The sequence below is a fragment of the Saccharospirillum sp. ABV4_185 genome (assembly GCF_056159245.1).
On the sequence record NZ_JBSWUW010000001.1, the window covers coordinates 2,156,845 to 2,176,360 of the forward strand.

General features: G+C 55.7%; 17 protein-coding genes and 2 tRNA genes. 17 read left to right on the top strand and 2 right to left on the bottom strand.

Annotated features, from left to right (window positions below; genetic code table 11):
* Positions 1–48 precede the first annotated feature (48 nt).
* The gene (locus ACXAE6_RS10050) at positions 49–1,050 is read left to right on the top strand and encodes a branched-chain amino acid aminotransferase (RefSeq protein WP_475147097.1); all 1,002 of its coding nucleotides are present in this window, start codon (positions 49–51) and stop codon (positions 1,048–1,050) included.
* 66 nt (positions 1,051–1,116) lie between these two features.
* Here the strand turns inward: ACXAE6_RS10050 and ACXAE6_RS10055 are convergent, their stop codons facing one another.
* Entirely contained in the window at positions 1,117–1,422 is a 306-nt protein-coding gene (locus tag ACXAE6_RS10055) for a YhbY family RNA-binding protein (protein ID WP_392806133.1), read from the bottom strand.
* Positions 1,423–1,441: 19 nt separating this feature from the next.
* Here ACXAE6_RS10055 and rlmE point away from each other — a divergent pair, with 19 nt between their 5' ends.
* From rlmE to ACXAE6_RS10135, 16 genes are all read left to right on the top strand, one after another.
* Positions 1,442–2,113 carry a 23S rRNA (uridine(2552)-2'-O)-methyltransferase RlmE gene (gene rlmE / locus ACXAE6_RS10060; RefSeq protein ID WP_475147099.1) on the top strand — a complete coding sequence of 224 codons (672 nt, stop codon included), beginning with the start codon at positions 1,442–1,444 and terminating at the stop codon, positions 2,111–2,113.
* A 45-nt stretch (positions 2,114–2,158) separates the two neighbouring features.
* Positions 2,159–4,069 (top strand): ATP-dependent zinc metalloprotease FtsH, encoded by a 1,911-nt coding sequence (gene ftsH / locus ACXAE6_RS10065; RefSeq protein ID WP_475147102.1) that lies wholly within the window; start codon positions 2,159–2,161, stop codon positions 4,067–4,069.
* A gap of 75 nt (positions 4,070–4,144) precedes the next feature.
* Positions 4,145–4,990 carry a dihydropteroate synthase gene (gene folP / locus ACXAE6_RS10070; protein ID WP_475147104.1) on the top strand — a complete coding sequence of 282 codons (846 nt, stop codon included), beginning with the start codon at positions 4,145–4,147 and terminating at the stop codon, positions 4,988–4,990.
* A 28-nt stretch (positions 4,991–5,018) separates the two neighbouring features.
* Complete coding sequence (gene glmM, locus ACXAE6_RS10075; RefSeq protein ID WP_475147107.1) at positions 5,019–6,368, top strand: phosphoglucosamine mutase; 1,350 nt, start codon at positions 5,019–5,021, stop codon at positions 6,366–6,368.
* 106 nt (positions 6,369–6,474) lie between these two features.
* Positions 6,475–7,230: a triose-phosphate isomerase gene (gene tpiA / locus ACXAE6_RS10080; protein ID WP_475147110.1), complete on the top strand. Its 756-nt coding sequence runs from the start codon at positions 6,475–6,477 to the stop codon at positions 7,228–7,230.
* A gap of 5 nt (positions 7,231–7,235) precedes the next feature.
* On the top strand, positions 7,236–7,610 hold the full coding sequence (secG, locus tag ACXAE6_RS10085; RefSeq protein ID WP_475147112.1) for a preprotein translocase subunit SecG: 375 nt from the start codon (positions 7,236–7,238) through the stop codon (positions 7,608–7,610).
* Between the two features lie 5 nt (positions 7,611–7,615).
* Positions 7,616–7,702 (top strand) — tRNA-Leu (locus ACXAE6_RS10090).
* Between the two features lie 437 nt (positions 7,703–8,139).
* Positions 8,140–8,216, top strand: a tRNA-Met gene (locus ACXAE6_RS10095).
* Positions 8,217–8,657: 441 nt separating this feature from the next.
* Complete coding sequence (rimP, locus tag ACXAE6_RS10100) at positions 8,658–9,119, top strand: ribosome maturation factor RimP (RefSeq protein ID WP_392804597.1); 462 nt, start codon at positions 8,658–8,660, stop codon at positions 9,117–9,119.
* A gap of 56 nt (positions 9,120–9,175) precedes the next feature.
* Complete coding sequence (gene nusA / locus ACXAE6_RS10105) at positions 9,176–10,669, top strand: transcription termination factor NusA (protein WP_475147115.1); 1,494 nt, start codon at positions 9,176–9,178, stop codon at positions 10,667–10,669.
* Between the two features lie 19 nt (positions 10,670–10,688).
* Complete coding sequence (gene infB / locus ACXAE6_RS10110; RefSeq protein WP_475147117.1) at positions 10,689–13,280, top strand: translation initiation factor IF-2; 2,592 nt, start codon at positions 10,689–10,691, stop codon at positions 13,278–13,280.
* An 89-nt stretch (positions 13,281–13,369) separates the two neighbouring features.
* Positions 13,370–13,765 carry a 30S ribosome-binding factor RbfA gene (gene rbfA / locus ACXAE6_RS10115; protein WP_475147120.1) on the top strand — a complete coding sequence of 132 codons (396 nt, stop codon included), beginning with the start codon at positions 13,370–13,372 and terminating at the stop codon, positions 13,763–13,765.
* A 39-nt stretch (positions 13,766–13,804) separates the two neighbouring features.
* Positions 13,805–14,734 carry a tRNA pseudouridine(55) synthase TruB gene (truB, locus tag ACXAE6_RS10120; protein WP_475147122.1) on the top strand — a complete coding sequence of 310 codons (930 nt, stop codon included), beginning with the start codon at positions 13,805–13,807 and terminating at the stop codon, positions 14,732–14,734.
* Positions 14,735–14,863: 129 nt separating this feature from the next.
* Complete coding sequence (rpsO, locus tag ACXAE6_RS10125; protein ID WP_108126065.1) at positions 14,864–15,133, top strand: 30S ribosomal protein S15; 270 nt, start codon at positions 14,864–14,866, stop codon at positions 15,131–15,133.
* 240 nt (positions 15,134–15,373) lie between these two features.
* Complete coding sequence (gene pnp, locus ACXAE6_RS10130) at positions 15,374–17,491, top strand: polyribonucleotide nucleotidyltransferase (RefSeq protein ID WP_475151735.1); 2,118 nt, start codon at positions 15,374–15,376, stop codon at positions 17,489–17,491.
* Positions 17,492–17,694: 203 nt separating this feature from the next.
* Positions 17,695–18,828, top strand: a complete 1,134-nt coding sequence (locus tag ACXAE6_RS10135; protein WP_475147126.1) for an SH3 domain-containing protein — start codon at positions 17,695–17,697, stop codon at positions 18,826–18,828.
* Between the two features lie 8 nt (positions 18,829–18,836).
* On the opposite strand, the gene ACXAE6_RS10140 is transcribed toward ACXAE6_RS10135, so the two are convergent.
* Complete coding sequence (locus ACXAE6_RS10140; RefSeq protein WP_475151738.1) at positions 18,837–19,487, bottom strand: replication protein P; 651 nt, start codon at positions 19,485–19,487, stop codon at positions 18,837–18,839.
* Between the last annotated feature and the right edge of the window lie 29 nt (positions 19,488–19,516).

Below are 19,516 nucleotides of genomic sequence, written 5' to 3' on the forward strand. Positions count from 1 at the left end.
CCGGCGCTGTTAATGGTCCGTCCGGACCCTGGAAATTTGGAAATTATGATGGCCGCATTTGGAACCGTTTTTATGCCGCAGATGGCGCAGGCCCGGTACGAGGGTGGGCGTTGGTCGTCGACTGAAATCGTCCCGTCCGACGCGCTTACGCTCCATCCTGGCGCGCATGTTCTGCATTATTCCAGTACCTGTTTCGAAGGCTTGAAGGCCTTTCGTCACGCCGATGGTTCGGTGAAGCTGTTTCGTGTGGAGGCCAATGTAGAACGCTTGGCTCAGAGCAGCCGTTTGCTGAACCTTCCAGCGATCGACAAAGCCCAGTTGACCGAGATGATTGTTGATCTGGTGGCGCGCTTTAAAGATGAAGTGCCGCAAGCGCCGGGGTCGATGTATATCCGCCCGACGCATATCGGTACTGAAGCGGCCATCGGTAAAGCGGCAGCCCCAACCGATAGTTCCTTGCTCTACGTGCTGTTATCACCCGTAGGTGATTATTTCAGCGGCGGCGGTGGCGGTCTGACGTTGTTGCTGGAAGAGGACGGCATGCGTTGCGCGGCTCATATGGGCATGGTGAAAAGTGGTGGTAACTACGCCTCTGCCTTGACGCCCATTCTGACGGCCAAGGCCGAGTACGAAGCCGATCAGGTATTGTTCTGTCCGGGCGGTGATGTCCAGGAGACCGGCGCGGCCAACTTTATTTTGATCGACGGCAACGAAATCATCACCAAAGGCCTGGATCGTTCCTTCCTGCACGGTATTACCCGCGATTCATTGCTGACGTTGGCGCGGGATCGCGGCATGACGGTGAGCGAACGCAACTTGACGGTTGATGAGTTGCTGGAACGTGCGGCCAAACCCGGTACCGAAGCGGCTCTGTCCGGAACTGCGGCCGTACTAACACCGGTCAGTCGATTGATCCGTCATGGTGAGTCCTATCCGGTGGGCGCAGGCAAACCCGGCCCGACCACGGAAGCATTGCGCCTGGCGTTGAATCAGGTGCAGTGGGGCGAAGCGCCGGATGAACACCACTGGCTGACGCCGGTAGGCGCTTAACGCAGAACGGGAGACGCTCGACGCTATTTAGCGTCTCCCGTCTCCCGTCTCCCGTTTAGCGTCTTCCTAAACTCTCAACAAATTAGACAACTTCGGATTCGGCTTGTCTTCACGGCGTAGCAACAGTGCGACGTGACCAATGGACTGCACCAGAGTGGCGTCCAGTTGTTCGCAAACGGAAGCGATGGCGGCTTTCTTTTCATCGCGGTCGGCCAGGTTGACCTTAATCTTGATCAGTTCATGATCGCGCAGCGCCCGGTCGATTTCCGCCAGGACCGATTCGGTCAGGCCTTTTTCAGCAACGGTGACCAAAGGATTAAGGTCGTGACCGATGGCCCGGTAGCGTTTTTTCTGTTCCTGATTCAAACTCATTTCACTTAATTCCAACTCGATGCGTGCAAGCGCGCCATTGTACGTTACAACCGCCCAAACGAGGAAACCCGTGGCCCGATCTAAAAGCAGCAATGACTGGCTGCGTGAACATTTTGATGATCAGTTTGTGCGCCAGGCTCAACAGGACGGCTTTCGCAGTCGCGCCAGCTACAAACTGATTGAGATCATAGAGAAAGACAATCTGCTCAAGCCGGGCATGACAGTGGTTGACTTGGGCTCAGCGCCCGGTGGTTGGTCACAGGTGGCTGCTCGTGCCGTCGGTGACGACGGGCGTGTCTTTGCTTCCGATATTCTGGATATGGACCCGGTTCCCGGGGTCGAATTCATTCAGGGGGACTTTACCGAACAGGACGTCTACGACGCCCTGCTGGCGCTGATCGGCGAGCGTCCGGTGGATCTTGTAATCTCCGACATGGCCCCCAACATGAGCGGGGTGGCCGCGGTCGACCAACCGGCTGCCATCTACCTGGTCGAATTGGCAATGGAGATGGCAACAGCTATCCTGAGGCCCGGCGGCAGTTTTGTTGCCAAGGTCTTTCACGGTGAAGGCTTCGACGACTACGTCAAGGCCGCCCGTCAGGCTTTCACGCGTGTGGTGATGCGCAAACCGAAATCATCACGTGCCCGCTCCCGCGAGACTTATCTGGTTGCCCAGGGGTTCCGGGGTTAAGCGACAACGCAGCGATGCTGCAAAGAATGAGTAAAGTAGAACCTTATGGCTAAGAATCTAGTTCTCTGGTTGATCATAGCGGCGGTGCTGCTGGCGGTGTTCAATAATTTCGACATGGCGCCCAGTACCGAAGAGATGAGCTACTCCCGCTTCGTCCAGCAGGTCGAGCAGGACCAGATCCGTTCAGTGACCTATCAGGGTTTGAACATCCAGGGCATTCGTCGCGATGGTTCGAGTTTCGATACCGTTCGCCCGCCCTATGTGGATGACTCCCAACTGATCGATCAGATGATCCAGCACAACGTCGATGTGGTGTCCAAACAGCCGGAGCAGCAGAGCATCTGGACTCAGTTGCTGGTTGCAGCCTTCCCGATCCTGATCATTCTGGCAGTATTCATGTTCTTTATGCGCCAGATGCAAGGTGGCGCGGGCGGCGGCAAAGGCCCGATGAGCTTTGGTAAAAGCAAAGCCAAGATGCTCAGTGAAGATCAGATTAAAACCACCTTCGCCGATGTGGCAGGTGTGGAAGAAGCCAAAGAAGACGTTCAGGAATTGGTTGAATTCCTGCGCGATCCGGGCAAATACCAGCGTCTGGGTGGCACCATTCCGCGTGGCGTCTTGATGGTCGGCCCTCCCGGTACCGGTAAGACCCTGCTGGCTAAGGCCATTGCCGGTGAAGCCAAGGTGCCGTTCTTCTCCATTTCCGGCTCTGACTTCGTCGAGATGTTTGTGGGTGTGGGTGCGTCCCGTGTCCGCGACATGTTTGACCAGGCTAAGAAGCAAGCGCCGTGCATCATCTTTATCGATGAGATTGATGCCGTTGGCCGTTCGCGCGGTGTTGGCATCGGTGGCGGCAACGATGAACGCGAACAGACATTGAACCAGTTGCTGGTCGAAATGGATGGCTTTGAAGTAAACGATGGCGTCATCGTTATTGCTGCCACCAACCGTCCCGACGTGCTCGACCCCGCCTTGCTGCGTCCGGGTCGTTTCGACCGTCAGGTCGTGGTTGGCCTGCCCGATATCCGCGGTCGCGAGCAAATTCTGAAAGTCCACATGCGCAAGATTCCGGTGGCTGACGATGTGAACGCTGCAGTGATTGCTCGTGGCACGCCCGGTTTCTCCGGTGCCGATCTCGCTAACCTCTGTAACGAAGCCTCCCTGTTTGCCGCTCGTCTGAGTCGCCGCGTGGTCAGCATGGAAGAGTTTGATCGGGCCAAAGACAAAATCATGATGGGCGCTGAGCGCAAATCCATGGTCATGTCTGAGAAAGAGAAGATTAATACCGCCTATCACGAGTCCGGCCACGCCATTATTGGTCGTTTGGTGCCCGAGCATGACCCGGTTTATAAGGTGTCAATCATCCCGCGCGGTCGTGCTTTGGGTGTGACCATGTATCTGCCGGAAGAAGATCGTTACTCGGTCAGCAAACGTCATCTGGAAAGTCAGATTTGCAGTCTCTATGGCGGTCGTATTGCCGAGGAGATGACCAACGGTGTTGATGGCGTGACCACCGGCGCGTCGAACGACATCGAACGGGCGACGCAGTTGGCGCGTAATATGGTCACCAAGTGGGGCTTGAGTGAACTCGGTGCTCAGCAGTTCGAAGAAGAACAGCAGGGTTATCTGGGTGATCAGGGTTCTATGTCCAAAGTATCGGGTGAGACGGCCAAGGCAGTGGATGCCGAGATCAAACGGATTCTCGATAAGTGCTACAAAACCGCTTACGACCTGTTGGAAGACAATCGCGACAAGCTCGAAGCGATGAAAGATGCGTTGATGGAATATGAAACCATCGACGCCGAACAGATCGAAGCGATCATGAACGGCAATAAGCCGAACCCGCCGAAAGGCTGGGAAGATCGCAACAAAGGCGGCCCGGACCCCGATCCGGCACCGGCCGGTCAAACCGCTGATGACGATGGCGAACTGAACCGCGAAGGTCAGCCGGAGTAAGGCGGAACTGACGAGCCAGATCAAACGGCGCTGCGGCGCCGTTTTTTTATGTGTGCGCACCAGTGAGAGAGTGGAATGAACAGTTGGCAGCAGTGGCAGTGTGGGAATCGCACCCTGGATCTGAGTCGCACTCAGGTTATGGGCGTTTTGAATGTAACTCCGGACAGCTTTTCCGATGGCGGTCGGTTTGTCGGTCAGGATGCAGCCATTCGCCACGCCGAAGCTATGGCGGAGGCCGGTGCTGCCTTGATCGATATCGGCGGTGAAAGCACGCGCCCCGGCGCTGCCGAAGTCAGTGTGCAGCAGGAGTTGGATCGGGTTTTGCCGGTGGTCGAAGCCTTGTCAGGACGGGTTGATGCGGCCTTGTCGGTTGATACCAGCACGCCGGAAGTAATGCGTGAAAGCGCTCGGCTGGGTGCGCATCTGATCAATGACGTGCGCGCTTTATCCCGCCCCGGTGCGATACAGGCGGCGGTCGATACGGGCTTGCCGGTCTGTCTGATGCACATGCAGGGACAGCCCGGCACCATGCAATTAAGCCCGCAATACGCCGATGTGGTGGTGGAGGTCGAGCGCTATTTAGGTGAACGCATAGCTGCCTGTGAGGCCGTGGGGCTGCGTCGTCAACAACTTATGGTTGACCCGGGGTTTGGCTTTGGCAAAACGGTAGGTCACAATCTGGCGCTGCTTGATCAACTGGCTCGTTTCCGCGCTTTCGATTGCCCGATTCTGGTGGGTATGTCGCGCAAATCCATGATTGGTGATGTTTTGGGTAAACCGGTTGATCAGCGTCTGTATGGCAGCCTGGCCGTCGCCGTTACCGCGGCTTTGAAAGGGGCGGCCATTGTGCGGGTGCACGATGTGGCTGAAACCGTCGATGCCATCACCATGACCAACGCCGTCCAGTACGGTGTCGATTAGCACCGCTTTATAGGGAGAAACACTCCAGGTGAGTGACGTAAAACGTTATTTTGGAACCGATGGTATTCGGGGTCGGGTTGGCCAGGGTGTGATCACTCCTGACTTTGTATTGAAGCTGGGTTGGGCCGCCGGTCGCGTTTTTGCGCGTGAAGGCAAGGGTCGCATTCTGATCGGTAAAGACACTCGCATTTCCGGCTATATGTTCGAATCGGTATTGGAATCGGGCTTGTCGGCGGCAGGCTGCGACAGCTTGCTGGTCGGGCCGATGCCAACGCCGGCAATTGCTTATCTGACGCGCGCTTTTCACGCCGATGCCGGCATCGTTATTTCAGCGTCACATAATCCCTACTACGACAACGGCATTAAGTTCTTTTCCGCTGCTGGTACCAAACTGCCCGATGAGCTTGAGCTGGCCATCGAAGCAGAGCTTGAGCTGGCCTTGACGACAGCAGAAAGCGATCAATTGGGTAAAGCCAATCGCATTCCCGATGCCGGTGGTCGTTATGTCGAATTCTGCAAAAGCACCGCCGGCTATATCGGTTTGGGTGGGCTGAAGATCGTGCTCGATTGTGCCCACGGTGCAACCTACGACGTGGCTCCCAAGGTGTTTCGGGAGCTGGGTGCCAAGGTCAGCGTTATCGGTGCCCAGCCGGACGGTTTGAACATTAACGAAGGGGTGGGTTCGACTCATCCGGCCAACCTACAGCGTGCCGTTCTGGAACAGCAGGCTGACCTGGGTATCGCCTTCGATGGTGATGGCGACCGGCTGTTAATGGTCGATGGCGATGGTGAGTTGGTCGATGGCGATGAGTTGCTGTACATCCTCGCTGTTCATATGAAAGCAACGGGCCAACTGGCCGGTGGCGTCGTCGGTACGCTGATGACCAATCTCGGACTGGTGGTGGCGCTGGAGCGCGAAGGTATTGAGCTGGTTCGCGCTCAGGTTGGTGATCGTTACGTGCTTGAGCAGCTGAATGAGCGTGGCTGGAATCTGGGTGGTGAAAATTCGGGCCATCTGGTGTGCAAACACGTCACCACCACGGGTGACGGTATCGTTTCTGCGTTGCAGGTTTTGTGCGCGCTGATCCAGGCGGATCAGACGCTGTCGCAAGCCAAATCGGGTATGCGCAAATTTCCGCAGGTGATGATTAACGTTCAGATGCCGCAGAAAAAAGACGTCCTGTCATTGCCATCTGTGGTCAATGCCGTGGCTCATGCAGAAGCCACTCTTGGGCGCAGCGGTCGTGTCTTGTTACGTCCGTCAGGAACTGAGCCGCTGGTTCGGGTGATGGTCGAAGGCGAAGACGTAGCACTGGTCAAGCGCACCTGTCGTGAATTGGCCGCTCAGGTAACAGCCGCAGTGCAGGAAGCCGTTTAAGGCTTCTGGGCTAAGCCCTTGTTTTGAAACCACTCTTTTTTGAGATCAGCTTGCCCATGGCAGGCAAAGGAAGTACACTCTGCGCCCGTTTTGAGGGAGGCCTGCAATGCGCCGCAAGCTGGTAGCCGCAAACTGGAAGATGAATGGCAGCAAAGCTCAGACTGAGAGTCTGTTGAATGCTTTTGTTGCCGGCATTGATGCAAAAGCCATGGACGCAGTGGTGTTTCCACCAGCGTTGTACGTTGCTCAGGTTGCCCAGATGTTGAACGGCACTGGCATCGAGTGGGGCACTCAAAACGTTCATGCTGCGGAGAAAGGCGCCTATACCGGCGAATTGTCTCTGGGCATGGTGAAAGATTTTGGCTGTCACTATGTATTGATTGGTCACTCCGAGCGTCGTGAACTCTTTGCTGAGAGCAACGCTGATACGGCGACCAAGGTGGCAGCGGCACTGGCTGCGGATGTAACGCCAATGCTGTGCGTTGGAGAAACGCTGGCAGAACGTGAAGCTGACACCACCGAACAGGTGGTAGGTGAGCAGCTGGATGCAGTATTGAACGAAGTGGGTATTGCGGCGTTCAAGCGCATCGTTATCGCGTACGAACCGGTTTGGGCGATCGGTACGGGCAAGACAGCATCGCCGGAACAGGCTCAGGCCGTGCATGCTTTTATTCGCGGTCGTCTGGCTCAGGCCGATGCCGATGTGGCGGCTCAGAACCGCATTTTGTACGGCGGCAGTGTTAAAGCCGCTAATGCACAGGAATTGTTTCAGCAGCCGGATATTGATGGCGGGCTGGTCGGCGGGGCGTCCCTGCTGGCTGATGAGTTCGTCGCCATCTGTCAGGCGGCAGCAGAGGTCTAACGGATATGATGGTTGAGAATTTAGTTTTGGTTGTGCACGTCTGCCTGGCCGTTGCTGTGGTCGGTTTCGTGCTGATCCAACGTGGTAAGGGTGCGGATGCCGGTGCTTCCTTTGGTGGCGGTGCATCTCAGACGGTTTTTGGCAGTGGCGGCAGCGGTAACTTCCTGACTCGCACCACCGCCATTTTGGCAACCGGCTTTTTCCTGACCAGCTTTGGTTTGGCTTATATTGCCAAGCAAAAGGCGAGTGGTCTGGATGATTTGGGCCTGGATATTCCCGCTGCAGAACAGAGCGTGAATACTCAGTCCGAAACGGCGGGTGATCTTGGTGAGATCCCGGCTGGTGAAGGCAGCGCAACATCGGAAGTACCTGCCGAGTAAGTTTTGCCGACGTGGTGGAATTGGTAGACACGCCATCTTGAGGGGGTGGTGGGCTTTTGCCCGTGCTAGTTCGAGTCTAGTCGTCGGCACCAATACCCGGGCCTGGTTTCCAGGCCCGTTTTCTTTCTCCCGGACTCTTTGCTCCGGGCAGCCTTGAAAGTCGAGTGACGCATCCCTATAATTCGCGCCGCCCGGGGATGATCCTTAGTGGGAGTCATCCAGTTTTGAGACCACCGGAACAGGTTCCGGGATATAAATAACCTGAAAGTTTGATGCGGGGTGGAGCAGTCTGGTAGCTCGTCGGGCTCCCACACCGCAAAAGTCGAAGGGAGTTTTAGCGACCTTCGGCTTATGAGACCGATCCGGCCAGGTTCCGGGATATAAATAACCTGAAAGTTTGATGCGGGGTGGAGCAGTCTGGTAGCGCGTCGGGCTCCCACACCGCAAAAGTCGAAGGGAGTATTAGCGACCTTCGGCTTATGAGACCGACCCGGCCAGGTTCCGGGATATAAATAACCTGAAAGTTTGATGCGGGGTGGAGCAGTCTGGTAGCTCGTCGGGCTCATAACCCGAAGGTCGTAGGTTCAAATCCTGCCCCCGCTACCAATTGGTGAGGTCGTTCAGCTTTAGGGTTGTGCGTCCCAGCGGTAAGGTCCAGGCTGCACATCCGTGTGCAGCCGTAAAAACGGACAGGAAGCATGCTTCCTAAACGTCCATTTTTACCCTGCCCCCGCTACCATTTGAAATGTTGTTTCTATATATGAAGAATCAGCATTTCCGGAATTCCACGGAATTCCAGGGTCTTCGGACCACCGGAAGCCAGAGGGCCTTCCGTAGCATAAAGAAGTCCGCTGGACTTCAGCATTAAGCCCCTCATGCAGGGGCTTTTTTGTACGTGCAGCCTCGCAGTGAGGTGAATGGCTACCGACGGCGGCCATTGTCGAGATCAGTTGATTTTGATCTGGGCCTGCGGAATCGACGCCGGTGCGACGATTCCAAAGTTGCCCTTTTTTTGTTTTTGAAAAAGCGCTCAAACAGAGGACGCCCATGGCGAAGGTAGATGAACTGACAACGCTGATCGAACCGGTTGTGACCGGTTTGGGCTATGTGTTCTGGGGTTTGGAATATGTGGCGCGTGGTAAGCACAGTTTGTTGCGCGTTTATATCGATCATGAAGATGGCATTACTGTCGATCATTGCGCTGAAGTCAGTCATCAGATCAGCGCTGTGATGGATGTCGAAGACCCGATCAGTCAGAACTACACCCTGGAAGTGTCATCGCCAGGCATGGATCGGCCGTTATTCACTTTGGAACAATTCGCTCTTTATATTGGTGAGTGGATTGATGTTCGACTGCGCGCTCCGTTCGAAGGACGACGTAAGTTTAAAGGCGTACTGAGCGCCATCGAAGACGGTGATATTTGCGTCACCCTGGATGGCAGCGATTACCTGCTGCCGATTGAAAGTATAGAAGTGGCGCGTTTGGTTCCGAACTTCGACAACGCATAACCGATTAATCGAAAAGGAAAGCCCGGTACAGGCCCGGCAAACGAGAGGCTGAGACGATGAGCAAAGAAATTCTTCTGGTCGTGGACGCGGTAGCGAATGAAAAGGGTGTATCCCGTGAAGTCATTTTTGACGCCATGGAACTTGCTCTTGCCGCTGCGGCTAAGAAGCGCTTCGACGATGAAGGCGAAGCGGACATCAAGGTAGTCATCGACCGCGAAACCGGGGAATACGAAACTTTCCGTCGCTGGACGGTAACCGCCGATGACGTAGTCCCAATGTTGGGTTCGGAGTGGACGGTGGAAGAGGCGCATGAGGTCGACAAGACACTGCAGCCTGACGACATCTACGAAGAAAAAGTTGAGAACGCCGGCTTTGGTCGTATCAGCGCCCAGGCCGCCAAGCAGATTATCGTGCAGAAAGTGCGCGAAGCCGAACGCGCGAAAATTGTTGAACAGTATCGCGAGCGTGTTGGTGAAATGGTGTTGGGTACGGTCAAGAAAGTGACCCGCGACAACATCATTGTTGATCTGGGTAACAACGCCGAAGCGGTATTACCGCGTGAAGAAGTGATCGGCCGCGAAACCTTCCGCATCGGCGATCGAGTCCGCGCTGTGCTGCAGGGTGTACGCGCCGAAGGCCGTGGCCCTCAATTGGTATTGAGTCGCGCCAGCAACGAAATGCTGATCGAATTGTTCCGCATTGAAGTGCCGGAAATTCAGGAAGAAGTGATCGAAATTCGTGGTTGTGCCCGCGACCCGGGTTCACGCGCTAAGATCGCGGTGAAAACCAATGACGGACGCATTGATCCGGTTGGCGCCTGTGTCGGTATGCGCGGTTCACGCGTGCAGGCCGTTTCCAACGAGCTGAACAACGAACGCGTCGACATCATTTTGTGGGACGACAATCCTGCGCAATTGGTGATCAACGCCATGGCGCCGGCGGAAGTCGCGTCCATCGTTATGGATGAAGACACTCACACCATGGACGTCGCTGTTGCTGAAGATAACCTGGCGATCGCCATTGGCCGCAGCGGACAAAACGTTCGTCTGGCCAGCGATTTAACAGGCTGGACCATCAACGTCATGACCGAAGCCGAAGCCGGTGAGAAACAGGAAGCTGAAGCCGGTCAGTTGGTCACTTATTTTGAAGAAAAACTGGCTGTCGATGAAGACATCGCCCTGGTACTGGTTGAGGAAGGCTTCACCACTTTGGAAGAAGTGGCCTACGTACCCCAGGAAGAATTTCTCGCCATCGAAGGTTTTGATGAGGACATTGTTCAGGAATTGCGTCAGCGCGCCAAAGATGTGCTGTTGACTCAGGAACTGGCCAGTGAAGAACAGCTGGATTCCGCCACCCCTCAGGAAGATTTGCTGTCCATGGAAGGCATGGATGATGGTCTGGCTCGCCTGCTGGCGAGCAAGGGCATTTGCAGCATGGAAGATCTGGCGGAACAGAGCATCGATGAACTGATGGACATCGATGGAATGAACGAAGAGCGCGCCGGTCAATTGATCATGGCAGCACGGGCGCCTTGGTTTGAAAACGACTAATCACGGGTAGGAGGAATCCATGGCAGAAGTCACCGTTAAACAACTGGCGGAGAGCGTTGGTACACCCGTTGATCGTTTGTTGAAACAGATGAGCGATGCGGGTCTGCCGCAGCAGTCGGAAAGCGACGCCGTCAATGACGACCAGAAGCAGACCCTGTTGACATTTTTGAAGAGCAGTCATGGTGAAAGCAATGACAGTTCGCCGAAAAAAATCACCTTAAAGCGCAAAGTGACCACTCAATTAAAAACCGGTGGTTCTGCGCGCGGCAAAACGGTCAATATCGAAGTGCGTAAGAAGCGCACCTACGTTCAGCACGATGCTGTAGAAACGACCGAAAGCGAAGCGCCGGCTGAAGAGAAAGTAGCAGCGGAAGCGCCAGCACCGACAGCGAATGACAGCGCCACTCGTCGTGCTGAAGAAGACGCCAAACTGGAAGCGGCACGTCAGCGCGATGCTGAAGCAAAAGCCAAAGCGGAAGCGGATCGCAAAGCAGCCGAAGCGGCGCGTAAATCAGCGCAAAGCGAAACGGTTGAAGAAGATCCGCAACTGGCGGTGGCGGATGCCGAAGCCAAACTGGCTAAGGAAGATCGCACCACCGAGAAGAAGAAACACAAAACTGAAAAACCGGTTCGAGTCGATGACGGCCCGGCCGGTGACAGTCGTAAAGCGGGTCATAAAAAAGGCGGCAAGAAAGCCGAGGTGGCTCAGCGTGTGGCCAGCGGTCGTGGCGGTAATAAGCATCAGCAGATGTTGTCGGCCTTGGATGAAGGTGAAGGTGATGGCTTTGGTCGTCGCCGTCGTCGCAAGTCGAACAAGCGTCGTGATCACCAGTTCGAACGTCCAACCGCACCGGTGGTGCGTGAGGTGCAACTGGGTGAAGCCATTACCGTGGCTGACCTGGCGAACCAGATGTCGATCAAAGCCGCTGAGGTGGTCAAGGTATTGTTCAAGATGGGTGTGATGGTGACTGTTAACCAAAGCATCGATCAGGATACTGCCATCCTGGTGATCGAAGAGATGGGCCACAAGTATGCGGTCGTCAATGAGAACGCCATGGAAGACGATTTGATGGAAGTGAGCTACAGCGGTGAAGAAACCGCCCGCGCTCCGGTCATCACCGTTATGGGTCACGTTGACCACGGTAAAACCAGCTTGCTCGACCACATTCGTCGCACTCGCGTTGTGGCGGGTGAGTCCGGTGGTATTACCCAGCACATCGGTGCTTACCACGTTAAGACCGACAAAGGCATGATCACCTTCCTGGATACACCGGGACACGCGGCCTTTACCGCCATGCGTGCGCGTGGTGCTCAGGCGACCGACGTGGTGATTCTGGTCGTCGCTGCCGACGATGGTGTGATGCCGCAAACCGAAGAGGCAATTCAACACGCCAAGGCAGCCGGTGTTCCGCTGATCGTTGCCATCAACAAGATGGATAAAGAAGAAGCCGATCCGGATCGTGTTATCAATGAACTGTCGCAGCGCGATGTCATTCCCGAAGCCTGGGGTGGCGATACGCAGTTTGTGCAGGTCTCGGCGCATTCCGGTCAGGGCATTGACGAGTTGCTCGACGCTATTCTGTTGCAGGCTGAAGTGCTGGAACTGAAAGCGCACGCTACCGGTCCGGGTAAAGGTGTGGTGGTTGAATCCAGTCTGGATAAAGGCCGCGGCGCCGTTGCTACGGTCCTGGTTCAATCCGGTCTGTTGCGCAAAGGCGATGTGGTTCTGGCGGGTGCTTTCTACGGTAAGGTACGTGCCTTGCTGGATGAAACCGGCCAACAGGTTGACGAAGCCGGCCCCTCCATTCCGGTCGAGATTCTCGGCTTGAACGGTACGCCTGACGCCGGCGACGACTTTGTTGTCGCTGAGAGTGAACGGACCGCACGTGAAGTGGCCGAGATGCGTTACGAGCGTGCCAAGGAATCCATCCAGGCGCAGCAACAGGCGGCCAAACTGGATGCCTTGTTCCAGGGTATGGGTTCGGATGAACTGCAGAACCTGAACATCGTACTCAAGGCTGACGTGCGCGGTTCGCTGGAAGCGATCAGTGCTTCACTGCAGAAACTCAGCACCGACGAAGTCAAGGTGAATATCATCGCCAGCGGTGTGGGCGCGATTTCCGAGTCGGATGCCAACCTGGCGATTACCGCCAGTGCGGTGGTCTTCGGTTTCAACGTTCGTGCCACCGGTAAGGCGCGTACGGTCATCGAAAATGCCGGCCTGGATCTGCGTTACTACAATGTCATTTACGACCTGATCGACGACGTCAAAGCCGCCATGAGTGGTCTGTTGTCGCCCGATCTGCGTGAAGAGATCGTGGGTCTGGCGGAAGTGCGCGATGTCTTCAACTCACCGAAGTTTGGCCAGGTCGCTGGCTGCATGGTGGTTGAGGGTACCGTCTACCGCAACAAGAAGATCCGTGTTCTGCGCGACGAAGTGGTGATCTACGAAGGCGAACTGGAATCGCTGCGCCGCTTTAAAGACGACGTTCAGGAAGTACGTCAGGGAATGGAATGCGGTATCGGTGTTCGCAACTACAATGACGTGAAAGCCGGCGACAAGATCGAAGTCTTTGACGTTAAAGAAGTGGCACGCAGCATCGAAGACTGATGCTTCTCGTCCCGGTTCTAGGCTGGGGCGGATGACTGCCCAGACTGACCAAAATGGTTGGTCTGGGCGCTAATCGTTTAGGTAATCTCATGGCTAAAGACAACAGTCGCCTGCGCCGGATCGGTGATCAGATTCAACGCGATCTGTCAGTACTGATTCAGCAGGAAGTCAAAGACCCACGCCTGGGCATGGTGACCATCAATGCGGTCAAGGTCAGTCGCGATCTGTCCTACGCTGACATTTATTTCACTTGCATGGCCTTTGGCGATAACGCCGAAGCTGAACAGCAACGCGATGAACAAGCCGCCTTGTTGAATAAGGCGAGTGGCTTTTTGCGTTCCATGCTGGCGCAGGAAATACAGCTGCGCGTAATGCCGCAATTGCGTTTTCATTATGACCAGGTACTGGAAAGCGGCACCCGCCTGACGGGCTTGATTGACGAAGCCTTACGTCAGGATCAGGCTCGTCATCAGGACGACGACTGAGTCGTCCTTTTTCCCTCCCATTTATTTCCTAGCTGATTCATGGCACGCAGAAAAAAAGGTCGTCCTTTGGATGGCGTAATACTGGTTGATAAACCCGATGGCTGGTCGTCCAACGGCGTGCTGCAAAAGGTGCGTTGGTTGTTTCAGGCACAAAAAGCCGGTCATACCGGTGCGCTGGATCCGCTGGCCACCGGCTTGCTGCCGATCTGTCTCGGTGAAGCCACTAAATTCAGTCGTTTTTTGCTCGATGCCGATAAAGCCTATCGCGCCACTGCCCGCTTGGGTGTGCGTACCGATACGTTGGATGCCGAAGGCGCAGTGATCGACAGCCGTCCGGTACCTGAGTTGCAGCGTGAAGCGGTAGAGCGGTTGTTGGCTGAGCGGTTTACCGGCGACATCGAGCAAGTACCGCCGATGTACTCGGCGCTTAAGCGCGATGGTCAGAAACTCTATGACCTGGCGCGCCAGGGCAAAACCGTTGAGCGCGAAGCGCGGCCGGTGCAGATTTTCAGTCTGACACTGGTTGAGCTCAACGACGACGAAATGGTGTTGGACGTGCATTGCTCCAAAGGCACTTACATTCGCACCCTGGTCGATGACATTGGCGAGGCACTCGGCTGTGGCGCTCATATCACCGCTTTACGCCGGACCCGCCATGGCCGTTTCAGTCTGGATCAGGCGCAGGCATTGCAAACCTTGATCGAGCGACAGGAGGCACAGGGCCACACCGCTCTGGATGAGTGGTTGCTGCCGTTGCAATCTTTGTTAGTCGACTTGCCTGTTATCGAATTGAGCGAAGCCCAGGGGCAGCGTTTCAGTCATGGTAATCCGGTGAGTCACTTCCGTTTGGAAGCGCCGTTTGAAGGCCTGGCTCAGGCCGTCGCCGAAGGGCGTTTTCTGGGGGTCGGTGAGGTCGACGCCAGCGGTGAATTACACCCGCTTAGAGTGATCGCAACCAGGGCGGTATGAGGCTTTGTTCCTGCCCGGTTGCTGATGTATAATCCCGCGCGGTTTGCAGCTGTGTAGCTGCACGCTGGAATGCCACTGTTAATATGCGCGGTGGTCACTCCTTTATTTGGCATATTCGTGGAGTTACCCATGTCACTGACAGTTGAACAAAAAGCGGAAATCGTTAAGGAATTCGGTACCGGCGCCAACGATACTGGTTCCCCGGAAGTCCAGGTTGCATTGCTGACCCGTAACATCGAAGGTCTGCAGGGCCACTTCAAGGATCACAGCAAGGATCACCATTCTCGCCGTGGTCTGATCCGCATGGTTAACCAGCGTCGTAAGCTGCTGGACTACCTCAAGCGGAAAGACGTCGAACGTTACGCTACCCTGATTAAGAAACTGGGTCTGCGTCGCTAAGCGATACCGCCAAGGGCTCCGTCAGGGGCCCTTGTTCGTTTCAAGCCAGTGTCACTGCGCTCCCGCCGTTGTATTTGGATCTGTAGTTTCGGACGACCGTGAACAACGATATTTCCCCGGGCTGGTGTTATACCGCCTGCGGAGCTTCTATCCATGAGGTCTCAGCCAGACTTTATCGATAGAAGCATCGTTGGGATCGGGGTCCACCCATTAACCAAAAAGGAGACTCGAGTGAGTCATTTGACCCCTAAAACCCATAGCTTCCAGTTCGGTGGCAAGACCGTCATTCTGGAAACTGCTCGTATCGCTCGTCAGGCCACTGGCGCTGTACTGTGCACCATCGACGACACCGTCGTGCTGGCCACCGTTGTCGCGGCCAAAGAAGCCCGCGCCGACCAGCCGTTTTTCCCGCTGTCGGTTCATTATCAGGAAAAATATTACGCCGCGGGTAAAATCCCCGGTGGCTACCTGAAGCGTGAAGGTCGTCCTTCTGAGAAAGAAACCCTGACCTCGCGTCTGATCGACCGTCCGATCCGTCCTTTGTTCACCAAAGGCTTTATGAACGAAGTTCAGGTCATCATCAACGTGGTGTCTGCCAACAAGACCGATGATCCGGATATCGCCGCGATGATCGCGACATCGGCTGCGCTGACCATCTCCGGTGTACCGTTCAATGGCCCGATCGGTGCTGCCCGTGTGGGTTACACCGATGAAGAGGGTTACCTGCTGAACCCGACTTTCGAACAACTGGAAAGCTCGCGCCTGAACATGGTCGTTGCCGGTACCGCCGATGCGGTTCTGATGGTGGAATCCGAAGCGCAGGAACTGAGCGAAGATCAGATGCTGGGCGCCGTTCTGTTCGCTCACCAGGAATACCAGGTTGCGGTTGAAGCAGTTAAAGCCTTCGCCGCTGAAAACGGCAAACCGCGTTGGGATTTCCAACCGAAAGCTGAAAACACGGCTCTGATCGAACAAGTGAAGGCCGGTTTCGGTGACAAGATTGCCCAGGCTTACCAGATTTCCGACAAGATGGAGCGTTACGCCGCTCTGGACGCCCACAAGGCGGAACTGGTTGAACAACTGGCCAGTGAAGAAGGCCCGTCGGCTGACGAACTGAAAGGCGTCTTCGCCAAGCTGGAGAAACAGCTGGTGCGTGAGCGCATCGTTAAAGGCGAGCCGCGTATTGACGGTCGTGACACCAAAACTGTTCGTCCGATCACCGTTGAAGTCGGTGTGCTGCCGAACGCTCACGGTTCTGCGCTGTTCACTCGTGGTGAAACTCAGGCGCTGGTGGCAACCACCCTGGGTACGCTGCGCGACGGCAAGATGGAAGACCAGTTGAACGGCACCATCACTGACCACTTTATGTTCCACTACAACTTCCCTCCGTTCAGCGTCGGTGAAGCGGGTCGTATCGGTGCGGTGGGTCGTCGTGAAATCGGCCACGGTCGTTTGGCCAAGCGTGGCGTGCTGGCGATGATGCCGAATCAGGATGACTTCCCTTACACCGTGCGCGTGGTGTCTGAAATCACCGAATCCAACGGTTCTTCGTCCATGGCCTCAGTCTGTGGCGCCTCTCTGGCGATGATGGACGCCGGTGTGCCGGTGAAGAGCCCGGTCGCGGGTATCGCCATGGGCCTGGTGAAAGAAGACGACGGTTTTGCTGTGTTGACCGACATCCTGGGTGACGAAGACCACCTGGGTGACATGGACTTCAAAGTGGCCGGTACCAAAACCGGTGTTACCGCTTTGCAGATGGACATCAAGATCGAAGGCATTACCGAAGAGATCATGGAGATCGCTCTGGAGCAGGCCAACGCCGCGCGTCAGCACATTCTCGATGAAATGAACAAGGTGATTGCGAGCTCTCGTACTGAGCTGTCCGACAAAGCCCCGACCATGCAAACGATGAAAATCGACACCGATAAGATTCGTGACGTCATCGGTAAGGGCGGTGCCACCATTCGCTCCATCGTCGAAGAAACCGGCGCTGAAGTGGATATTTCCGACGACGGTACTGTCCGTCTGTACGCCCCGGATAACGCCTCGGCCACCGCTGCCAAGAACAAGATTCTGGCGCTGACCACCGAGCCGGAGCCGGGCACTGTGTATCAGGGCAAGGTAGTACGCATCGCCGACTTTGGTGCTTTCGTACAATTCCTGCCGGGTAAGGACGGTCTGGTGCATATTTCCCAGATCGCTGACCGTCGCATCGAGAAAGTGACCGACGAACTGAGCGAAGGCGATGTCGTTGTGGTCAAGATTCTGGATGTTGACAACCGTGGCCGCGTTAAGCTGTCTATGCGTGAAGTCAGCGACGAAGAGCGCGCTTCATTCGCGGAAACGCCGGCAGAATAACCGCCAGGCACTCGGAAAGACTAAAAAACCTCGGTTTACCCGGGGTTTTTTTATGGCATTATCAGAACAGTCCGGGAATCTCTCCCCAAGATGGACATTCTACGTCTGACGGCCTGTGGTATGCTTCATGGCTGTACCTTAGCGATGTTATGGCACCGACGCCTATTGCACGGTGTTACAACCAGTGGTTGAATGAAAAGGTTATGAAATTTTTGGCTGATTCTGATGTGACAAGCACTTCGTTCTGGTTGCGCCACCCCGACTCAACTCAGGCGGCGGTTCACCTGGCATTACAATGGCTTGCCTACGTATATCCTTCCAGCGAACAACACCTGCGTGAAACACTGCAACGTTCGCTTTCCTATACTGATGACACTCTGGTCGAGCGCTGGCGTCAGCTGCTTGAAAACCAACCTCTGGAGCAACACGTTGAAGCGTTGCGCTGGATGTCAGAAACCCTGTCGCGCGACCAGGTCCCGTTTCTGGTCGAAACCTGTTGGCGGATGTTGCTGGTGTTTCACGAAATGCCCAGTCAGGTGCCTCTGGCACTGCGTTTGCTGGGGCGAATTCTGGGAATTTCCGAGGACCGGGTGCTGGAAATTGGTGAGCGTGTCCAGCGTGAGACCCAGGATGAAAAGGGTGACGTCGAACGTCCGCCGCTGTTACCGGAAGACCCTCGTTATCTTGATCGCATTGAGTGGCGTCTCTTTGGTGTTCAGGCTCGTACCCGTCGTAATTCGCTGCCCAAGGCCAATAAAGACAGCCAGTGGATGTCCTACACGCTGGTATTTTTAATCGGCTTTCTAATGGGCGGCAGCTTCATCAGCTATATGGTGTGGGGCGCGCCACAATGGGGGCGTCAACCAGTACCGCGGCTCTCCCATCTGGTGATGGATCCGGTTGAGAACCCACAGACAGCTGTTGTTGAAGAAGAGACAGCGGAGCCTGTACCCCAGACCGTTGCCGAGACCCCAGCGGTTACCCCTGAAGCACCGGTCAGTGCTGCTGAGCCAGAACCGGCCCAAGTTGCCGCCGTGGCTGAGCCAGAACCAGAACCAGAACCCGCGCCACCGGAGCCAACGCCTATTGTCCAGCAGCAACCCAGTGATGGGCCGGCCGTCTCCTCTACCGGTTCTGAAGAAGTGCTGATGGCAGTAACGGCGTCGGTGCTGAACGTTCGGGCAGAACCTTCCACATCCTCGCCGGTTATTATGAAGCTGGGGCAGGGCGCGCGCGTTTGGGTTGATCCTGAGCAAGCGCAAGGGTTTTGGGCGCATGTACGCGTTGCCGGTGAAGTGGGTTATGCCAGTGGTAACTTTTTAACACCGGTAAACTGAAACCCGTCTTATTCTGGTAATTCCACCTTAAGGTCGAGCGCCGTCAGGCGCTCCTGACTGTGCTGGCGATAGCGCGCGCGCAACTCGCTGCCAGCCGGTTTCTCCAGATAGTAAGCCAGTTGGTAGGCGTCAGCTTCGATGGCGCCCGCAGCTATTAATTGCTCCACTAGGCGATCTTCGGCGCTGAAATCCGGTGCCGGCAGAGCCCTTTCCTCAGTATCGAATTCAATCTCCTCGCCTTCAGCCAGCCGCTCGACCAGACTCCGGTACACTCCTTCAAACGCCGGCCAGCTATACCGCTCTTGTTCTGAACGCAATTTGAAATAACCGGTTTCACGCGCCGCCCATTGAACAGCGGGGTGGGTCCAATGACGTTGCGCGGGGGCGTGACTGTTCTGACAGGCTTCGAGGTAGGCGTCGCGAATGGATGGCAATCCCAAGGCTTGCGGATCGGGCGTTAAATAACGCACGAATTCAGCGATCGTCGGTGGCCAGGCCAGTTCCAGCTTGCACTTTTCCAAGGCGTATTCGATGCGCGACTGCTCGACACCGGCCAGGCTGTAGGCCCACTCGCGTTTCGCCTGAGTCAGGGTCTGTTCATCACCATAGGCGCTTTCGAAACGATGGGTGTAGATCAGCTGCATGCGCGCAAAGATCATATTCACCAGCAGTTTGGTGTCGTGATCCA